This is a genomic window from Rufibacter glacialis, from assembly GCF_008271745.1.
In the GTDB taxonomy this organism is placed as follows: Bacteria; Bacteroidota; Bacteroidia; order Cytophagales; family Hymenobacteraceae; genus Nibribacter; species Nibribacter glacialis.
Window position 1 is genome coordinate 306,852 of sequence record NZ_VKKZ01000024.1, and the last position, 16,384, is coordinate 323,235.

At 53.0% G+C, this 16,384-nt stretch carries 16 protein-coding genes, 1 tRNA gene and 1 rRNA gene; 14 read left to right on the plus strand and 4 right to left on the minus strand.

Annotated features, from left to right (window positions below; genetic code table 11):
* Positions 1-59: 59 nt before the first annotated feature.
* The 3 genes from FOE74_RS19025 to FOE74_RS19035 all read left to right on the plus strand — a co-directional run bounded on the left by FOE74_RS19025 (position 60) and on the right by FOE74_RS19035 (position 2,247).
* Entirely contained in the window at positions 60-1,019 is a 960-nt protein-coding gene (locus tag FOE74_RS19025) for a GNAT family N-acetyltransferase (RefSeq protein ID WP_149100214.1), read from the plus strand.
* Positions 974-1,639: a uracil phosphoribosyltransferase gene (gene upp / locus FOE74_RS19030; protein WP_149100215.1), complete on the plus strand. Its 666-nt coding sequence runs from the start codon at positions 974-976 to the stop codon at positions 1,637-1,639. The genes FOE74_RS19025 and upp overlap by 46 nt, the downstream gene beginning before the upstream one ends.
* Before the next feature lie 149 nt (positions 1,640-1,788).
* Positions 1,789-2,247, plus strand: coding sequence for a hypothetical protein (locus tag FOE74_RS19035; protein WP_225840892.1), 459 nt, complete (start codon positions 1,789-1,791; stop codon positions 2,245-2,247).
* Between the two features lie 165 nt (positions 2,248-2,412).
* Here the strand turns inward: FOE74_RS19035 and FOE74_RS19040 are convergent, their stop codons facing one another.
* On the minus strand, positions 2,413-3,885 hold the full coding sequence (locus FOE74_RS19040) for a DEAD/DEAH box helicase (RefSeq protein WP_149100216.1): 1,473 nt from the start codon (positions 3,883-3,885) through the stop codon (positions 2,413-2,415).
* Positions 3,886-4,388: 503 nt separating this feature from the next.
* On the opposite strand from FOE74_RS19040, the gene FOE74_RS19045 reads away from it, so the two are divergent.
* From FOE74_RS19045 to FOE74_RS19055, 3 genes are all read left to right on the plus strand, one after another.
* Positions 4,389-5,726, plus strand: coding sequence for a dihydroorotase (locus FOE74_RS19045; RefSeq protein WP_149100217.1), 1,338 nt, complete (start codon positions 4,389-4,391; stop codon positions 5,724-5,726).
* A gap of 81 nt (positions 5,727-5,807) precedes the next feature.
* A tRNA-His gene (locus FOE74_RS19050) sits at positions 5,808-5,881 on the plus strand.
* Between the two features lie 206 nt (positions 5,882-6,087).
* Entirely contained in the window at positions 6,088-7,011 is a 924-nt protein-coding gene (locus tag FOE74_RS19055) for a PfkB family carbohydrate kinase (protein ID WP_149100218.1), read from the plus strand.
* Positions 7,012-7,135: 124 nt separating this feature from the next.
* On the opposite strand, the gene FOE74_RS19060 is transcribed toward FOE74_RS19055, so the two are convergent.
* The gene (locus FOE74_RS19060) at positions 7,136-7,522 is read right to left on the minus strand and encodes an STAS/SEC14 domain-containing protein (RefSeq protein ID WP_149100219.1); all 387 of its coding nucleotides are present in this window, start codon (positions 7,520-7,522) and stop codon (positions 7,136-7,138) included.
* A gap of 159 nt (positions 7,523-7,681) precedes the next feature.
* Between FOE74_RS19060 and FOE74_RS19065 the strand changes: the two genes are divergently transcribed.
* Both FOE74_RS19065 and FOE74_RS19070 read left to right on the plus strand, forming a co-directional pair.
* Complete coding sequence (locus FOE74_RS19065; protein WP_149100220.1) at positions 7,682-7,996, plus strand: hypothetical protein; 315 nt, start codon at positions 7,682-7,684, stop codon at positions 7,994-7,996.
* Positions 7,997-8,062: 66 nt separating this feature from the next.
* On the plus strand, positions 8,063-8,344 hold the full coding sequence (locus FOE74_RS19070; protein ID WP_149100221.1) for a hypothetical protein: 282 nt from the start codon (positions 8,063-8,065) through the stop codon (positions 8,342-8,344).
* Positions 8,345-8,463: 119 nt separating this feature from the next.
* On the opposite strand, the gene FOE74_RS19075 is transcribed toward FOE74_RS19070, so the two are convergent.
* Positions 8,464-9,360 carry a serine hydrolase gene (locus FOE74_RS19075; protein ID WP_149100222.1) on the minus strand — a complete coding sequence of 299 codons (897 nt, stop codon included), beginning with the start codon at positions 9,358-9,360 and terminating at the stop codon, positions 8,464-8,466.
* Positions 9,361-9,450: 90 nt separating this feature from the next.
* The gene (locus tag FOE74_RS19080; protein WP_149100223.1) at positions 9,451-11,211 is read right to left on the minus strand and encodes a M61 family metallopeptidase; all 1,761 of its coding nucleotides are present in this window, start codon (positions 11,209-11,211) and stop codon (positions 9,451-9,453) included.
* Between the two features lie 425 nt (positions 11,212-11,636).
* Between FOE74_RS19080 and rpmH the strand changes: the two genes are divergently transcribed.
* The 6 genes from rpmH to FOE74_RS19110 all read left to right on the plus strand — a co-directional run.
* Complete coding sequence (rpmH, locus tag FOE74_RS19085; protein ID WP_071885432.1) at positions 11,637-11,795, plus strand: 50S ribosomal protein L34; 159 nt, start codon at positions 11,637-11,639, stop codon at positions 11,793-11,795.
* A gap of 35 nt (positions 11,796-11,830) precedes the next feature.
* Complete coding sequence (gene rnpA, locus FOE74_RS19090; protein WP_149100224.1) at positions 11,831-12,241, plus strand: ribonuclease P protein component; 411 nt, start codon at positions 11,831-11,833, stop codon at positions 12,239-12,241.
* Positions 12,242-12,274: 33 nt separating this feature from the next.
* The gene (locus tag FOE74_RS19095) at positions 12,275-13,930 is read left to right on the plus strand and encodes a S41 family peptidase (RefSeq protein ID WP_149100225.1); all 1,656 of its coding nucleotides are present in this window, start codon (positions 12,275-12,277) and stop codon (positions 13,928-13,930) included.
* 113 nt (positions 13,931-14,043) lie between these two features.
* Positions 14,044-14,733: a tRNA (adenosine(37)-N6)-threonylcarbamoyltransferase complex dimerization subunit type 1 TsaB gene (gene tsaB, locus FOE74_RS19100; protein ID WP_149100226.1), complete on the plus strand. Its 690-nt coding sequence runs from the start codon at positions 14,044-14,046 to the stop codon at positions 14,731-14,733.
* 8 nt (positions 14,734-14,741) lie between these two features.
* Complete coding sequence (locus tag FOE74_RS19105; RefSeq protein WP_149100227.1) at positions 14,742-15,266, plus strand: DUF2480 family protein; 525 nt, start codon at positions 14,742-14,744, stop codon at positions 15,264-15,266.
* 997 nt (positions 15,267-16,263) lie between these two features.
* Positions 16,264-16,384: ribosomal RNA gene (locus tag FOE74_RS19110) — 16S ribosomal RNA — on the plus strand; the annotation flags it as partial.

A 16,384-nucleotide genomic window follows, 5' to 3' on the forward strand; every position in this document is an offset into this window, starting at 1 on the left:
GGGATGGGTGGGAAGCAGTCCTCAAAAAAGAAGCCTGAAAACAGTATCTTGCCACCGCCATGATCCACCTGTTGCGCCACCATGAAATCGACTTCGTCCGTTGGCAAGCTTGCCTGCGGAAAGCACCGGAGCCCTTGGTGTACCTGCAAGCCTGGTACCTGGAAGTGGTGTGCGCGGGCCGGTGGGAAGCGCTGGTAGAAAGGCAGGGCGAAGAATATGTCTCCCTGTTTCCGTTACCAGTGAAGAAATGGCTGGGCCGGAAAAAGGTGTACCAACCGTTGTTCACGCAGCAACTGGGGTTGGTGATCACGCCCGAGAGCCAGCACCGGGCGGTGGAGGAATACCTGGCGTTATTGCCTGATCGGTACGCGCAGGTGCACTACCAGATGCCTGTTCCTCCGGCTTCCCTGAACCTCTCCCCGCCCTGGGCCTGGCGCGAAAGGCCCAACTATGAATTGTCTTTGGCCCCCGCCTACGCCCTGCTGCTGCAAAACTATTCTACCAATCTGAAACGGAACCTGAAAGCCGCCGCCAAAAACGGACTGGTGGTAGCGCCAGCCACTTCCATAACCCCGCTGCTGCGCCTGTTCCAGGAGACCAAAGGCAAAGAGTTACCCGGCTTGAAAGCCCGGCATTACCAGCGACTGGCCAAACTTTACCAGCGGGCGGCCCAGGAAGGGGTGGGGGAGGTCTGGGAAGTGCGGGCGCAAAATAACTTGCTGGCCGCGGCGTTTATTCTCCGCACCACCCACCGGGTCACTTTCCTGTTTGGGGCCAGTTCCCCGGAGGGGAGGCAGAAGAAGGCCATGGCGTTTCTGTTAGACCAGCTTGTGCAACAGGAGGCAGGTTCAGGCAAAACCTTTGACTTTGAAGGCAGCGAAGTGCCCGGCGTGGCCAATTTTTACGCTAGCTTTGGTGCGCAGCCGGTCAAGTACGTATCTTTAAGCTGTCAATCTAAACCCTTCGCCCTGCAATGGACATCAACCGTCTCCACGTTCTTAGCCAGACACCTTCGTTAGCCAATCATTTTATCTCTGAGTTGCGTGATGTGACCGTTCAGAAAGACAGTCTGCGGTTCCGCCGCAACCTGGAACGGCTGGGTGAGGTGATGGCCTACAAGATTTCTGAGACCTTGCCGTATGCCCCGCAGACCATTCAGACGCCCCTGGCCCAGACGCAGCAAACGCTGCTTCAGGAGTTTCCGGTGCTGGCTACCGTGCTCAGGGCCGGTTTGCCGTTCCACCAGGGCTTCCTCAACTATTTTGACCATTCTACCAGTGCCTTTGTGGGCGCCTACCGGGTAGAAGGCGGGCGAAAGCTGTCGGTGCACTTAGATTACATGGCCACCCCGCACCTGGAAGACAAGATCCTGATTCTGGTAGACCCCATGCTGGCCACCGGAAAATCCTTGGTGCTCACCTATAAAGATATGCTGGGTTTTGGCACGCCCAAACGAATCATCATTGCCGCCATTATTGCCAGCCCTGAGGGGGTAGCCCATGTGCAGGAGCAGATCCCGGAAGCCGAGCTTTGGCTGGGTGCCCTGGATGAACAGCTAGACCATCAGTCTTATATTGTACCGGGCCTGGGCGATGCCGGCGATCTGGCCTTCGGAGAAAAAAACAGTAAAGTGCAATAAGATCCTTCCTATCAGACTAGTAGCGGGTTGATTCCGTGCGTTAGTTAAAAAGGTGGTTATAAGAAAGTTAAATAGCGAAGGCTTGGCCTTGCCTAGCGATTTATGAATCTGAAGATGGGGTTGACTGTTTGTTTTGAGTTGAAGACTGTATGCTAGCTGGCGTTCTGAAATATATCTCGGTGTACCTGCTGAGTGCCGTGAAGTTCTTTGGCGGGCCTTTGGTAGGAGTGACCATGGGGCTTTCCTTCTGGGCTACTCTGTGCCTGACCATAGCCGGTATGATGACCAGTGTGTTTCTGTTCTCCATGATTGGCTCAGCGGTGCATGACCGGTATGTAGCCCGGCAGCGGGCCAAGAACAAGCCCATGTTCAGTAAAAAGAACCGCCGCATTGTCTCTGTCTGGAAGCGGTTTGGCATGTCTGGTATTGCCTTTCTTACCCCCATTCTGTTTACTCCCATTGTAGGTACGGTACTGGCCACAGTGCTGGGCGTTTCTAAAAGCCGCATCATGCTGCACATGCTCTGGAGTGCCGTCTTCTGGGGGCTGGCGGTCACCTTCACCCTGTTTGAACTAAGCCACCTGCCTTTTCTGCAGTTCCTGAAGTAATGGTAAGTAATTGTTGGTTGCTGATTGTTTTTTCAATCCTCATATAGAAGAAACAGAAGAGCCGCTTAGGAAACTAAGCGGCTCTTCTGTTTTACAGGTGTTTTAAAGCAAAGTGCCTCAAAACCTATTCAAATGTAGTTTAACAACTAACAATCAGCAATCAACTTACCGGCTCTTGCGCTTGCTGCCTCCGCCGGCTTTGGTTTTCTTCCAGCCGGCTTTCTTCAGGTCTCTCACCTTTTCGCCCTTGCCTTTGTTCTCATACTGAGGTTTGGCTTTTTTCTCGTGGAAGGCTCCTTTGAAGTCTGGGTCTTGCTGCCGTTTGTAGGAGTCTAACTCTCGGTTGATGAGTTGCTGTTCTTCAAACGGGGTATCGTATACCTTCACTTCCTCGGGGAGGGGTGCCTGGGGTATCTTCATCTTGATCAGCTTCTCAATGCGCTCAATGTGGTGCATCTCGGCTTCATTGGCGAAGATGATGGAAGCACCCTTCTGTTCGGCCCGGCCGGTGCGCCCGATGCGGTGCACGTAGTCCTCATAAATGATGGGCACGTCAAAGTTGATCACGTGGCTCACGTCTTGGATGTCAATGCCGCGGGCGGCTACGTCAGTAGCTACCAAATAGCGTACTTCGCCTTCCCTGAACGCCTCTACCGCATTGATGCGGGTGTTCTGGCCTTTGTTGCCGTGTACCACGCGTACTCCGCCCTGCCCTTTGCGGTCCAGGAAGGAACTGACATTGTCAGCGTTGGTTTTGGAGCGGGTGAAGATCATGACGCGGTTGAACGTCTCGCGGTCTTTAAACAGATAGTCCAGCAGCGCGATCTTGGTGCGCAGGTTGGGTACCTGGAACAGCTTCTGGCTCACGGTTTCTACCGGCGTGGCCTGCGGTGTCACCTCCACCACCATGGGAAATTCCAGGAACTCCTCAGACAAGGTGTGCACCCGCTCGTGCATGGTCGCCGAGAACAGCAGGTTCTGCCGTTTACGCGGTATAATCTCCAGGATCTGCCGGATCTGGGGCATGAAACCCATGTCCATCATCTTGTCGGCCTCGTCCAGTACCAGGGTTTTCAGCTCTTTCAGGTGCAGTTCGCCCTTGCGGTAAATGTCCATGAGCCGGCCGGGGGTGGCTACCAGAATGTCAATACCGGCCTGGATGCGCTCAATCTGGGTTTTAGGGCCCACACCGCCGTAAATGCCCACGGTACGCACATCTAAATAAGCGCTGAACTTCTGGATGTGTTCCTCAATCTGCAGCACCAGTTCCCGGGTAGGAGCCAGAATAAGGGCGCGCGGGTGTTTGCCCTGCGCGTATTTCACCTTCATGAGCAAAGGCAATACGTAGGCACCGGTTTTACCTGTTCCCGTTTGCGCAATGCCCATCACATCATGCCCGGCCATGGCCAAAGGAATGGTCTGCTGCTGCACCGGCGTTGGCTTCTGGAAACCCAGTTCGGCAATGGCAGTCAGCAACTGCTTATTCAGCTTAAAATCCTCAAAGCTGGCTTGGGGAGCTTCTTCCTCTGGCTCTTGCGCTTCTTCCTCTGGCGCTTCTGCCCGTGTTTCCTCGGTTGCCTCTGGGGCTATTGGTTCTTCCTGCTCCGGGGCAAGATTCTCGTTTTCTTCTTCTATCATCGGTGCAAAGGTACGGAATTGAGATTTGTCTCTATCCTTCTCTCCAGTAATACGTTTTCAGACGGTTTTTGGGAAAGTAGGCTTAAAACGGAAATTGGAAAAGACGCTCGTAGGACCTTCGGACACTACGAGGTCTTGAAATCGGGCGGTATCGGGGTAAACACGAAACCCTGTGAGGGCTCCAAACCGCACAAGTTTGAAACTGCCTGGCGCGAGACCGCAGTCTCGTGACTTAGGATGAAGCGAGTCTCCAGACTCGCCGGGAACCACCAACCGGAATTTGGGAGTCTGGAGACTCCGTTCATGCATGGGCACGAGTCTGGAGACTCGCGCCAGCGTGGTATAACCAGAGCAGCCCTACGTTCGGTAACTGCGTTGGCTTCCGGAAGACCTCGTAGTGTCCGAAGGTCCTACGAGTGTCTTCTCCGCCGCCGTTTACACCTTATTTAAGAAAAAAGGCCTTGAAATACCTGACTTAGGAAAGGTGCCTTTATCTTAGCGCCATGAACAGCATTCTCATCAAGAACGCCCAACTGGTGAACGAAGGCCAGATCCAGACCGCCGATGTGCTGGTGAAAGACGGCTACATCCAGACCATCGGGCAGAACCTGAACGCCGTGGCTGACACGGTGATAGACGCGAAAGGCCAATACCTGCTGCCCGGCATCATTGACGACCAGGTCCATTTCCGGGACCCCGGCCTCACCTACAAGGCAGACCTATACTCTGAACCCCGGGCGGCCGTGGCCGGCGGCGTGACCACCTTCATGGAAATGCCCAACACCGTGCCCAACGCCACCACGCAGGAGCTGTTGCAGCAAAAGTATGATACGGCGGCGCAGAAATCATTGGCCAACTACTCGTTCTTCATGGGCGGCACCAATGATAACCTGGCCGAAATCCTGAAAACGGACCCGCGGACTGTCTGCGGCATTAAGCTGTTCATGGGTTCCAGCACCGGTAACATGCTGGTGGATAATATCAGCACGCTGGAGGAAATCTTCAAACAGAGCCCCATGCTCATTGCCACGCACTGTGAAGATGAAGCCACGGTCAGGGCTAACACACAAAAAGCCACGGAGCAGTATGGCGAGGAGATTCCCATGAGCGCGCACCCTGAGATCAGGAGCGTAGAAGCTTGTTACAAGTCTTCCAGCATGGCGGTGGAGTTGGCCAGGAAGCACAATACGCGCCTGCACATCCTGCACATCAGTACTGCTGAAGAACTGGCCCTGTTCAGCAATGACATGCCACTGGAGCAAAAGCGCATCACCGCCGAGGTCTGCGTGCACCACCTTTGGTTTGATGCCGCGCAATATGAGACGCTGGGTGCCCAGATCAAATGTAACCCCGCCATTAAAGAAGCCCGCCACAAAGAAGCCCTTTTCCAAGGGTTGCTGGACAATAGGCTAGATATTATCGCTACGGACCATGCGCCGCACACCTGGGAGGAAAAGCAAGCCGACACCTACAAAGGAGCTCCCTCGGGATTGCCGTTGGTGCAGCACTCGTTGCAGGTGATGCTGGCATTTTACCAACAAGGCAAGATTTCACTGGAGCGCGTGGTGGAAAAGATGTGCCATGCCCCGGCTATCTGCTTTCAGGTGGAGAAGCGCGGGTTCATCAGAGAAGGCTACTGGGCTGATCTGGTGCTGGTAGACCTGGCGCAAAGCCAGAGTGTAGCCAAGGAGAACGTCTTCTATAAGTGTGGATGGTCACCCCTGGAAGGGCAGACTTTGCCGGGCGTGGTGACGCATACTATTGTTTCTGGGCATTTGGCATACAAAAATGGACAGTTTGATGAAAGTAAACATGGTGAAAGAGTGATATTTAGCCGCTAAGGGTAAAAATTTTCTATAAAAATGCGGGCAGAAGCTTGCGTTGAATACTCAAAGCCGCTACTTTTGCTCTCCAATTACACGGTGGCCGTAGTTCAGCTGGTTAGAGCACCAGATTGTGATTCTGGAAGTCGTGGGTTCGAACCCCATCGGCCACCCAAAAAGCTCCTGATTCGTCAGGGGCTTTTTTTGTTTTCGGGCGGAAGGGCATCAAGTAGCGCGTATCACGTATCAAGATGAATGTCCAGGGAGATGATACTTCCGTAGAATTGATACATTTGCCGGAGCTTAACTCCACAAGAGCTAACAAAAATTATCAAGCTTCGCGATACGTGTCACGTCTCGCGCATAACTGAAAAAACACATGAGTCTATTAGTAATCGGGTCAGTGGCGTTTGATGCGCTGGAAACCCCGTTCGGGAAACGGGAAAAGATCATCGGCGGAGCCGGAACCTTCATCTCTTTGTCAGCCGCGCACTTTGTGCAGCCGGTGAACCTGGTGTCTGTGGTAGGGGGTGACTTCCTTAAGTCAGACATTGCCATGCTGCAGAGCAAAGGCATCAACGTAGATGGTCTGCAGATCAAGGAAAACGAGAAATCGTTCTTCTGGTCTGGCCGGTACTTCAATGACATGAACAGCCGTGAGACGTTGGTCACAGAATTGAACGTACTAGGTGATTTTGACCCGATTATCCCGGAAAGCTACCAGGATTGCCAATACCTCATGCTGGGCAACCTGGCGCCGCAGGTACAACGCCAGGTGATTGAGCGCCTCAACAATCGGCCTAAGCTGATTGTGATGGACACCATGAACTTCTGGATGGACATTGCCCTGGACGAGCTAATCAAGACGATTGGCATGGTAGACGTGCTCAGCATCAATGACGAGGAAGCCCGCCAGCTGAGCGGCGAGTACTCTCTGGTGAAAGCGGCCAAGAAAATCATGGGTATGGGCCCCAAATACCTCATCATCAAGAAAGGGGAGCACGGTGCGCTGTTGTTCCACGGGGAAGAAGTGTTTTTTGCCCCAGCCTTGCCGCTGGAAGAAGTGTTTGACCCCACCGGCGCCGGTGATACGTTTGCCGGTGGTTTCATTGGCTACCTGGCCTCTACAGATGATATCAGCTTTGAGAACATGAAACGCGCCGTGATCAACGGTTCTGCCATGGCCTCTTTCTGCGTAGAGCAGTTCGGGACGGAGCGTCTGGTAGACCTGCAGCCAGATGAAGTGGTGACCCGTGTACTGGAATTCGTGAAACTGGTGAACTTCCAACCGCACCAAGGATAATCTGTTTAGGGGCTCTTTTCCTGAAACGAGTCCAAAATAAGCGTAAATAGAAAAGCCCGGGGCTGCCAATACAGATTGGTAGTCTCGGGCTTTTTTATTGATTCCCGGAAAACAGGCGCTAAACTCAGGCGGCCTGTGACCTTGATCTGAGCCACCTCCTGGCGGATCGGGCATCTGTGAAGTACTGGATCTCAATGTCGCCCCGCTGGGCCATGTGCTTGTTGGTGGATTCCACGCTCATCTTCCCGAAAAAATCCTGCGGGATAAGGAAGGCCATGTGCGTGACGCCCGCATTGATGGCTTTGGGAAACCACTCGTGGTTGATCCATTCCTGGCTTTCCTTTTGAATTACTTTGATCTTGCTGGTGTCTACCAGTATTTTGGAATACCCGGTTTCCAGCACCAAAGCAAGACTGTCTTCGGCGATCTTCTTGAACTCATGGTACTTCAGAAAGCCCTCAAAGGTGGCCAGTACCACCCGTGACACGATGTCTACTTGATTCGTCCTCATGCTGCATCAAGGCAGTTTTTCACCCTCCGCTAGGTAGACGCTGCCCACTCCATTTGCTTAACGAGTTTAGGGTTCGATTTAGTGAAAGGGGGCTGAAAACAGTTGAAAATTTTAGAAGTCTGCCAAGATTTGGCTAGGTTGGCCTTTAGATAGAGAACCATGCGGAAGAAAGACAATACAGCGGTGGCTATTTTTGTGGGAGCGGTGGTGTTCCTGGCCCTGGAGGTGGCCGTGTACTATGGGTTGGTGACCTGGTTGGTTCCTACGGATCCTGAGGTAGAGGAGCAGGGCGGCTCTATTGTGCGCAACTGGAACAAGGTCATGTACTTTATCCTGATCTACATGGGCGTGTTGGTGGGGGCGCTTCTGTTTGCCAGCTCACAGGTGCCAAGAAGTTACCGCCGGCACGTTCTTTTCTGGTTTTACCTTTCGTTGCCCACGTTGCTGGTGCTGCTAGTCCTAGCGTTTAGCTGATAAAGTGATATACTTTTGCCAAAGCCGCTCGTATAGAAGGTATCACTTAACCAAACGGAGGATTTTATGAGCAGCAATAAGAAAAATCACGGCGGAGAAAAGGATAACAAGAAAGGTGGGTTTATTGACAATACTGACAAAAATAACCTGACCCCAGATGATACTACGCCTCAAACCCCGGAAAGTAGCTACATGAGTTCCAAGAGCGGTGGTACCACCATTCAGGATGAGCGTAGCGTGTCCAGGAGTGGAAACAACAACCGCGAAGGCGTAAATGCCTCTTACGGTGACGGCGGCGACCGGCCCCGCAGTAACCCCAGCGACAACCAGGTGGACCGCGGTAAATAAGATGGTCCGATCATAAAAAAAAGCGGAGGCTGTTCATATATAGAGCAGCCTCCGCTTTTTTGTTTTCCTCTAACTCAAAACTCAGAACTCAAGACTCAGGACTATTTCACAACGTGGGACTATTTCACAACGTGCCGGTAAATCATCTCTGAGACGTTGGCCATGGCGGCAACACTGGCTTTGTCATCGGCGATGCCTTTAGACAGGAGCACCAGCACGTACTGGCGGCCGTTGGGCAGGAACACAATGCCAGAGTCATGGCGCACGCCGGTGATCCAGCCGGTTTTATGGGCGACTTTCACATCCTGGGGCAATTTGGCCGGAATAATCTCCTTGAATTTCTGGTCCAGCAGTACCTTGATCATGTCCTGTGAGGCGGCGGGGCTCACCACTTTTCCCTGAGCCATTTTCTGGAAGAGCACCATCAGGTCATAGGCGGTGGTGGTGTTGTTCAGGCCCTGCCGGTACGCTTTGGTGTCTTCTACGCCGCGTAGCACCTGCATGTCTTTGGCCCCCAGGGCCCGCATGGTCTGGGTTACGTTCTTGGCATCCAGTTTCTCTATGACAATGTTGGTGGCCAGGTTGCTGCTCTGGATGATCATCTTGTAGAGCAGCTCAGACAAGGGCCGCTTTTGACCCAACTGGGTATACAGTACCTGCTCGCTGTCGGCTTCCGGACCGATGGTAAACGGGCTGCCGTCTACTATGCTCTTGAACTCATTCTTCACCAGAATAGAATCAGTGAGGTCGAATTTCCCTTCTGCGGCTTGTTTGTAAGCTTCAATGAGCACCGGGGTTTTCATGGTGCTGGCCGCATGGAAGCTTTCGTGCTCGTTCAGTAACAGTTCCTCCCCGGTTTTCAGGTCTTTGAAGGCTACGGCAAAGGTACCTTCCTGTTTCCCTAGTTCGGCCAGTACTTCTTCCCTGAGCTGGAGCATGTTCTTTTTAGGTTTAGAGACGGTGCACCCCAGGAGCAGAAACGCCAGGGCCACAAACGGAAGGTGAAAGGTGCGCATGATGGGTCTGTTTTGAATCAAGGTAAGCAAGTGCCGCCACTTCAGCACGAAGGACCGCCCGTTTCAGGGCCTGTTTCTGAAAAGCAGGCTTTAAACAACTGTGGCGGCCTGGACTTTCACCGGCTCCCTGAATTCCTGATGAAGCCACTGCCGGAAGTTCTCCTGCTGTTCGGCCGTGGCCGAGGGGTTTTTCCGCACGCTGTATTGCGGCAGGAACAATTGCGGGCCGGGCGACAAAGTCACCGTTTGCAGGGTCTTTTGCCGGAACAAGGTCACTTCTAGCTTCTGTTGGCCCTTGGTCAAGTGCTGTAGGTTGCCGTTCTCCAGCTTGCGCCCGTTCACGGCCACCAGTTCATCGTCTACGGAGAGCACCGCCGCGGCTGGAGAGTCAGGTACTACATAGCCCACCACGGGAATTGTCGGCAGGGCCGGGTTTAACCGGAAGCCATACACGCTTTCATAGGCCAGTGCCGCAGGTTCTTTGTGTAAGGTGCAGCCCACGTAGTCCAGCGCCGCCTGAAGCCAGGGTTCAAAAGAGGCAGTCCCGAAGATCATTTCCCGGAAGTACGGCTCCAGTGACTGGCCCGCTTCTTCCTCGGCCAGGCGTTGGTAATCTGCCTCAGTGTACCCAAGGCCCGGTTGCCCGAACTCCTGCCACATGCGGCGCATCACATCATCCAGGGAGCGGGCGTTTTGAGTGGTGCGCCTGATTTCCAGGTCCAGTACCAGGGCCGCAAGACAACCTTTGTGGTAAATGCTCACTTTGCGGTCAGGCACGCCGGGTTTGTAACCGTCTAGCCAGGTGTCAAAAGAAGAGTCTGCTACGGAAAGGTGCTGTTCCCCCTGGTCTACCGTGTGGCGCTTGAGCACCGTGTTGAGCTCCTGGAAATACTGATCCGCCGTGAAAACGCCGCTGCGGGCCAGCAGGTAATCACCGTAATAGGTGGTGACGCCCTCGGCCACGTAACCCGTCCGGAAGTAGTTCTCGCGGGTGAAATCATACGGCAGCATCTCCTGGGGCCGTATCTGCTTGATGTTCCACGTGTGAAACAGCTCATGGCAGCTTACGCCCAGCAGTTCTTTATAGAGCGTGGGCGACATCAATTGTTCGGCAGGGCCCAGCGTGATGACCGTGGAATTAAGGTGCTCCACCCCGTGGTAGTGCTGGTAGGGCAGAATAATATTCAGGAAATGGTAGTCTTTTACCGGAAACGTCTCAAAAAGGGCCAGCTGCGCTCTGGTAAAAGCCCTGAAGTGCGGCAAAATCTGCTCCCAATCCGGTTGGCAGGCTCCCTGGAACCACACGTGGAACAGGTGACCCTGCTCTTCATACGCCTGGTGCTGCAAGGTGGCGCTGGTAATAAAGGGCGAGTCTGCCAGATGGTCAAAGTTTTCTGCCTGCAGGGTCTGGGCCGCGGTGGTGGGCAATCCGCACGCGATCTGCCAATGGTCCGGAATGTCCAGCGCCAGCGTGCAAGGCTCCTGTTCCAGGCCCGAGGCCGTGAGCAGGCAGTTCACCGGGTTCACGTACAGGAAATCCGGAGCCACCCAGGAGCCGCCGGCATCCATCTGGCGGGCGTAGAAGTTATAGCGTACCTCTATCCTTGGATTCCCCTGTATGTCTACCCGCCACCGGTCTTTGGTTTCTTTTCTAACCGGCAGGGGAGAACCGTCGGGTGCTACCACAGAGAAACCCTGCAGCTTCTGCGCGAAGTTCTGCAGCTCATACCGGCCGGGACGCCAGGCAGGCAGTTGCAGAAAAAGCTCGGGCTGGGTCAGGTTCTCTAGAAACGTCTGGACTTGCAGGAAACCAGAGAGTGGGTTCTGGCAGGAAAGGCGGTAATGGGGCACGGCGGTCTTATTATTTAAAGGTACAAGAGGTCCTTACGGAGGAAATATTTGCAAGAAGAGCGAATTTGCCCTCTTTTCCGAAAGATACCCCCTAAAAGGACGCGGGCAAAGCTTGGCTTCGCTGTCTATAACCTGGTGGCTTGGGAGAGCGGGGAAGTCAAAAACATGGACCTTTCCCCGTGGCTGGGAGGGGAGAAAGGGGATGGGAGGCAAGCTGCCTCGCAAGCCTTGGGGAAAGGTTTGTTTGGGGCTCTTTTCCTGAAAAATAGGCTCAAAACGGGTTCAAGCCAGGCGGTTGTGGTGCAGCAAGGCTTTCACGGACCGCGGGTAACGTGCAAATAATCAAATTAAAATGTGGAAAGGGGTTTGATATATCAAAATTCATTTCCTAATTTTGCATCCCTTAATATAATGTTTAGTGTAAGATGAAAAGAACATTCCAACCTTCGCAACGCAAAAGAAGAAATAAGCATGGTTTCCGCTCAAGAATGGAAACTGCTAACGGACGTAGAGTATTGGCTAGCAGAAGAGCTAAAGGCCGTCATAAACTGACCGTTTCTGACGAAAGAAGACACAAAGCCTAATTTTTCTGAGTAGCTCGCTGCAAGGCGCCTCGCGAATGGGTACCTTCACTGAACATTCTGCAGAAGAGCAATCGATTTCTTATAGATTTCCGAGAGAAGAACGTTTACGGAGCAAAAAGCTGATTGAACAGCTTTTCCGTGAAGGTTCTTCTTTCAATTCCTATCCGCTGCGTTTTGTGGCGCTGCACGTACCCGGTCCGGCTGAACTCCCTGTTCAGGTGCTGGTCTCGGTTTCCAAGCGCAACTTCAAGAAAGCCGTAGACCGCAACCGCATTAAGCGGCAGCTGCGGGAAGCCTACCGGCTGCACAAACACGTTCTGTCTCAGCCTTCTACCCCGGAAGGCACGTGGTATATCGGTATTCTTTACATTGGCAAAGAAAAAAATCCTTTCAATGTTATCTGCAAAAAACTAAATTCAGGGCTGGAGCGTTTGATTTCTATATAGTCTTCTCTTTTCCTGATTTTTACCTCTGCAGTTATGTTGAAGAAAACATTTGCCGGCCTGTTGGTGGTGGGGACCGCATGGGGCCTTTTTTCGTTCAAGGACGGCTCTGAGCGGTACTTCGATATCGCCAAAAACCTGGACATCTTTGCTACGCTGTTCAAGGAGGTGAATACCTACTACGTAGACGAAGTGGCTCCCTCTAAACTGGTGCGCACGGGCATTGACGCCATGCTCAAGTCACTGGACCCCTATACCAATTACATTCCTGAAGACGACATAGAAGACTTCCGCACCATGACCACCGGGCAATACGGCGGTATTGGCGCGTTGGTAGGCAAGCGCGATGGCCGCACCATTGTCTCTTTGCCGCATGAAGGCTCGCCGGCCCAGAAGGCGGGCATCATCATTGGTGATGAGATCCTGAAGATTGACGGGGTAGACCTGGCCAAGAAAACAGACAATGAGGTGAGCAAGCTGCTCAAAGGGCAGGCCGGCACCTTGGTGAAACTGGAGATCAAGCGCTTCGGTGCTGAGAAGCCTTTGGTGGTAGATGTCACCCGTGCCAACATCCAAATCAACAATGTGCCTTACTATGGCATGGTCACCCCAGAGATTGGCTATCTGCAGCTGTCTGGCTTTACCGTAGACGCGGGCCGTGAGGTGCGCAGCGCGGTAGTCAAGTTAAAGGAGCAGGGCGCTAAAAAGGTCATCTTAGATCTGCGCGATAATCCCGGCGGCCTGTTGAATGAATCAGTGAACATCTCTAACCTGTTCTTGCCCCGCGGCAAAGACATTGTCAGCACCAAAAGCAAGGTGGCCGACTGGAATAAGATGTACAAGGCCCTGGATGAACCCCTGGATGTGCAGATGCCGCTGGTGGTGTTGACCAGCTCTAACAGCGCCTCGGCGGCTGAGATTGTGGCCGGCGCCCTCCAGGATTATGACCGGGCCGTGTTGATCGGACAAAGGACCTTTGGCAAAGGCTTGGTGCAGATGACGCGTCCGCTTTCCTATAACTCCCAACTCAAGGTAACCACTGCCAAATACTACATTCCCAGTGGCCGGTGCATCCAGGCCATTGATTATGCCCACCGGGCGGCAGATGGCTCGCTGCACAAAACCCCAGACTCCTTGCGCGTGGCTTTCAAAACCGCCAGTGGCCGGGTAGTGTATGACGGCGGCGGCATCAGCCCAGACCTGGAGGTGAAAGAGCAGCCGGTGCCAGACATCATCCGGAAGCTCATGACCAAAAACTACATCTTTGACTACGCCACCCGGTTCAGGGCCGCCAATCCTACCATTGCGGCGGCCAAAGACTTCCGGCTGTCTGACGCTGAATACCAGAAATTCATTTCCTTCCTGAACGGGAAAGACATTTCTTACTCCACAGACGTAGAGAAGGCCCTGGACAACATGATCAAGAAGGCCAAGGAAGACAAGCACTATGAAGAGGTGAAAGCTGATATAGAGCAGATCAAGAAAAAGGTAGCCACTAATAAAAGCAATGACCTGATCAGGTTCAAAGCTGAGATTGTGGAACTGTTAGAGCAGGAGATCGTGTCGCGGTACTACTTGCAGAAAGGGTTGGTGGAAGCCACCTTCAATGATGACAAGAACATTGTGGCTGCCGTTGACGTGCTGAGCAACCCTTCGCGCTACCAGGGCCTGCTCACCAGCGCCAAGAAGTAGCAAAAAGGACATCTCTATTCTATATAGTATAGTAAGGGCAACCGGAGCACGGTTGCCCTTATGTTTTAGAATAGCGTAGCTTTGCAGAAAATACGCTTTTTAGCTTTTTGCCCATGGCCTACCTTTTATCACTGGAAACCTCCTCCTCAGTCTGTTCCGTGGCGCTGCACCAAGACCAGCAGCTGCTTTCCTACGCTGAACTGCAGATGGAAAAGTCGCACTCTTCCCACATCACGGTGATGGTGCAACAGGTGCTGGAATATGCAGGTGTGCGGTTAGAGCAGCTGGAGGCCATTTCCGTTTCAGGAGGGCCAGGTTCCTACACCGGACTGCGCATAGGATCAGGCACTGCCAAGGGGTTGTGCTTTTCTTTAGATAAGCCACTCATTTCAGTGAGTACGCTAGCTTCCATGGCGCACCAGGTCATTTCAGTTACCCCCGCGCCAGAGCGGTATCTGTTCTGCCCCATGTTAGATGCCCGTCGGTCTGAAGTGTATACTTGTCTCCTGGCTCATGACCTGCAGGAGCGGTTACCCGTAGAGCCCATGATTCTGGAAGCTTCCAGTTTTGCCGCAGATTTAGAAAAACAGCCTATCATCTTCTTTGGCAGTGGCGCCGCTAAAGCCAAAGAACTTCTGGCCCCGCACCCGAACGCTTTGTTCCTGGAAAATGTTAAACCTACAGCCAAGGCTATAGGCGCACTTGCCTATCCAAAATGGCAAGCGGCACAGTTTGAAGACATGGCTTATTATGAGCCGTTTTATCTAAAAGAGGTATATATCACCAAGCCTTCAGTTAAATAAAAGGAAAGATGGAAGAGTTTGTAAACCGAGTAGCCAATAGCGGCCTCATCACCTTGAATCTGGAAGAGTATCTGCACCCCGGCGAGCGGGTAGTCTATGATATAAAAGACAACCTGTTCATGGGGCTCATGCTGCGCGAGAAAGATTTCCGAGCCTTTGTGAAAGACAATGACTGGGCTCAATATGCAGGAAAGAACGTAGCAATTATCTGTTCAACAGATGCCATTGTGCCTACTTGGGCTTATATGCTGTTAGCAAGTAAGCTGCAGCCTTATGTTAATAGATATGTGTTTGGAGACCTGGAGGCATTAGAGCAGGCCTTGCTTCAGGATGCCATTGCCCAAATCAACGCCGAAGAATACCAGGATGCCAAAGTGGTGATCAAAGGCTGCGGCCAGATTCCAGTACCCACCTATGCTTATGTAGAAATCATGCAGAAATTGTTACCAGTGGTCAGCAGCATCATGTATGGAGAGCCTTGCTCTACAGTGCCTATCTACAAGAAGCCCAAAGACAGGGCGGCCACTGTATAAAGTATAAAAGGGAAAAGGTCTCTCTTTGTAAATAAGAGATCAAGGGAAGATATTCTAAAGAAACGCACTTCTCCAGAGGAGCTTCCACTCCCCTTAGATGGTTCTTTCCTCACCTCTGGGGAGGGATGCAGCCAAAAGGCCATTAGGTAAAAAATATTTCCCTCCCGGAACTCGCTGGCCCTGAACATAGTTAGGTCCTAGTACAGGGTCAATAACCGCCTGCCAAGGGCAGAACCGGGGGAGAGGGTTTGGAAAGCCGGCCCTTTTCCCTACCTTTGCAGCCTCTTCGGCGGGAAGGGGATCACCAAGAGACGGACTTACCACCAGCGGGGGAGGGGGAAAAAAGTTCTCCGCGCCGCTTGCGGAAAGGGAAACGTTTCCTACCTTTGCAGCCCGCTCCGGGGGGGGAGCCTCAGGGTTCCTGGCCGCAGCAGTCTTGGCTAACCGAGCCGAGGGAACAAGAGTAAAAAAAACTTCGCCTCCGGGCTTGCCAAGAAAGAAAAGCTTCTTACCTTTGCAGCCCGCTCCGGAAGGAGAGCCTCACCGCTCTTCACCGAGGCAGCCTCTACGCCGGCAGGGCGGGAGGGGAAAGGAAAAAAAGTTTTCCCAACGCATTGCAGAGAGAAAGAAAGTTCTTACCTTTGCACCCGCTTCGGGAACGAACAGAGACACCAGGCCTTGGCTAGCAGAGCGGAGGAAGAAAAAAAAAGAGAGAAAAAGTTGCCGAGGGGCTTGGAAACGAAGATTTGTTCCTTACCTTTGCAGCCCCTTCCAGCGGGAAGGGAGACGGGACCAGCAGTGGTTCGCAAGCACCGGCGACAGGCCGGTGGGAGGTTCTTTGAGTGAATGGGAAGATAGGAAAAAAGAAGGGCGCCGGTCAAACGGTGCCTGACAAGAGAGAAACGAAACAAGGGAGTGCAGCGTATCGGCGGTCGATCGTCTTGACAACATCGACTGTCTTTATTGAAAAATTGAGAACAAGTCAAACATTTCTACTACAATGGAGAGTTTGATCCTGGCTCAGGATGAACGCTAGCGGCAGGCCTAATACATGCAAGTCGAACGGGGCCCTTCGGGGCCCAGTGGCGCACGGGTGCGTAACGCGTATGCAACCTACC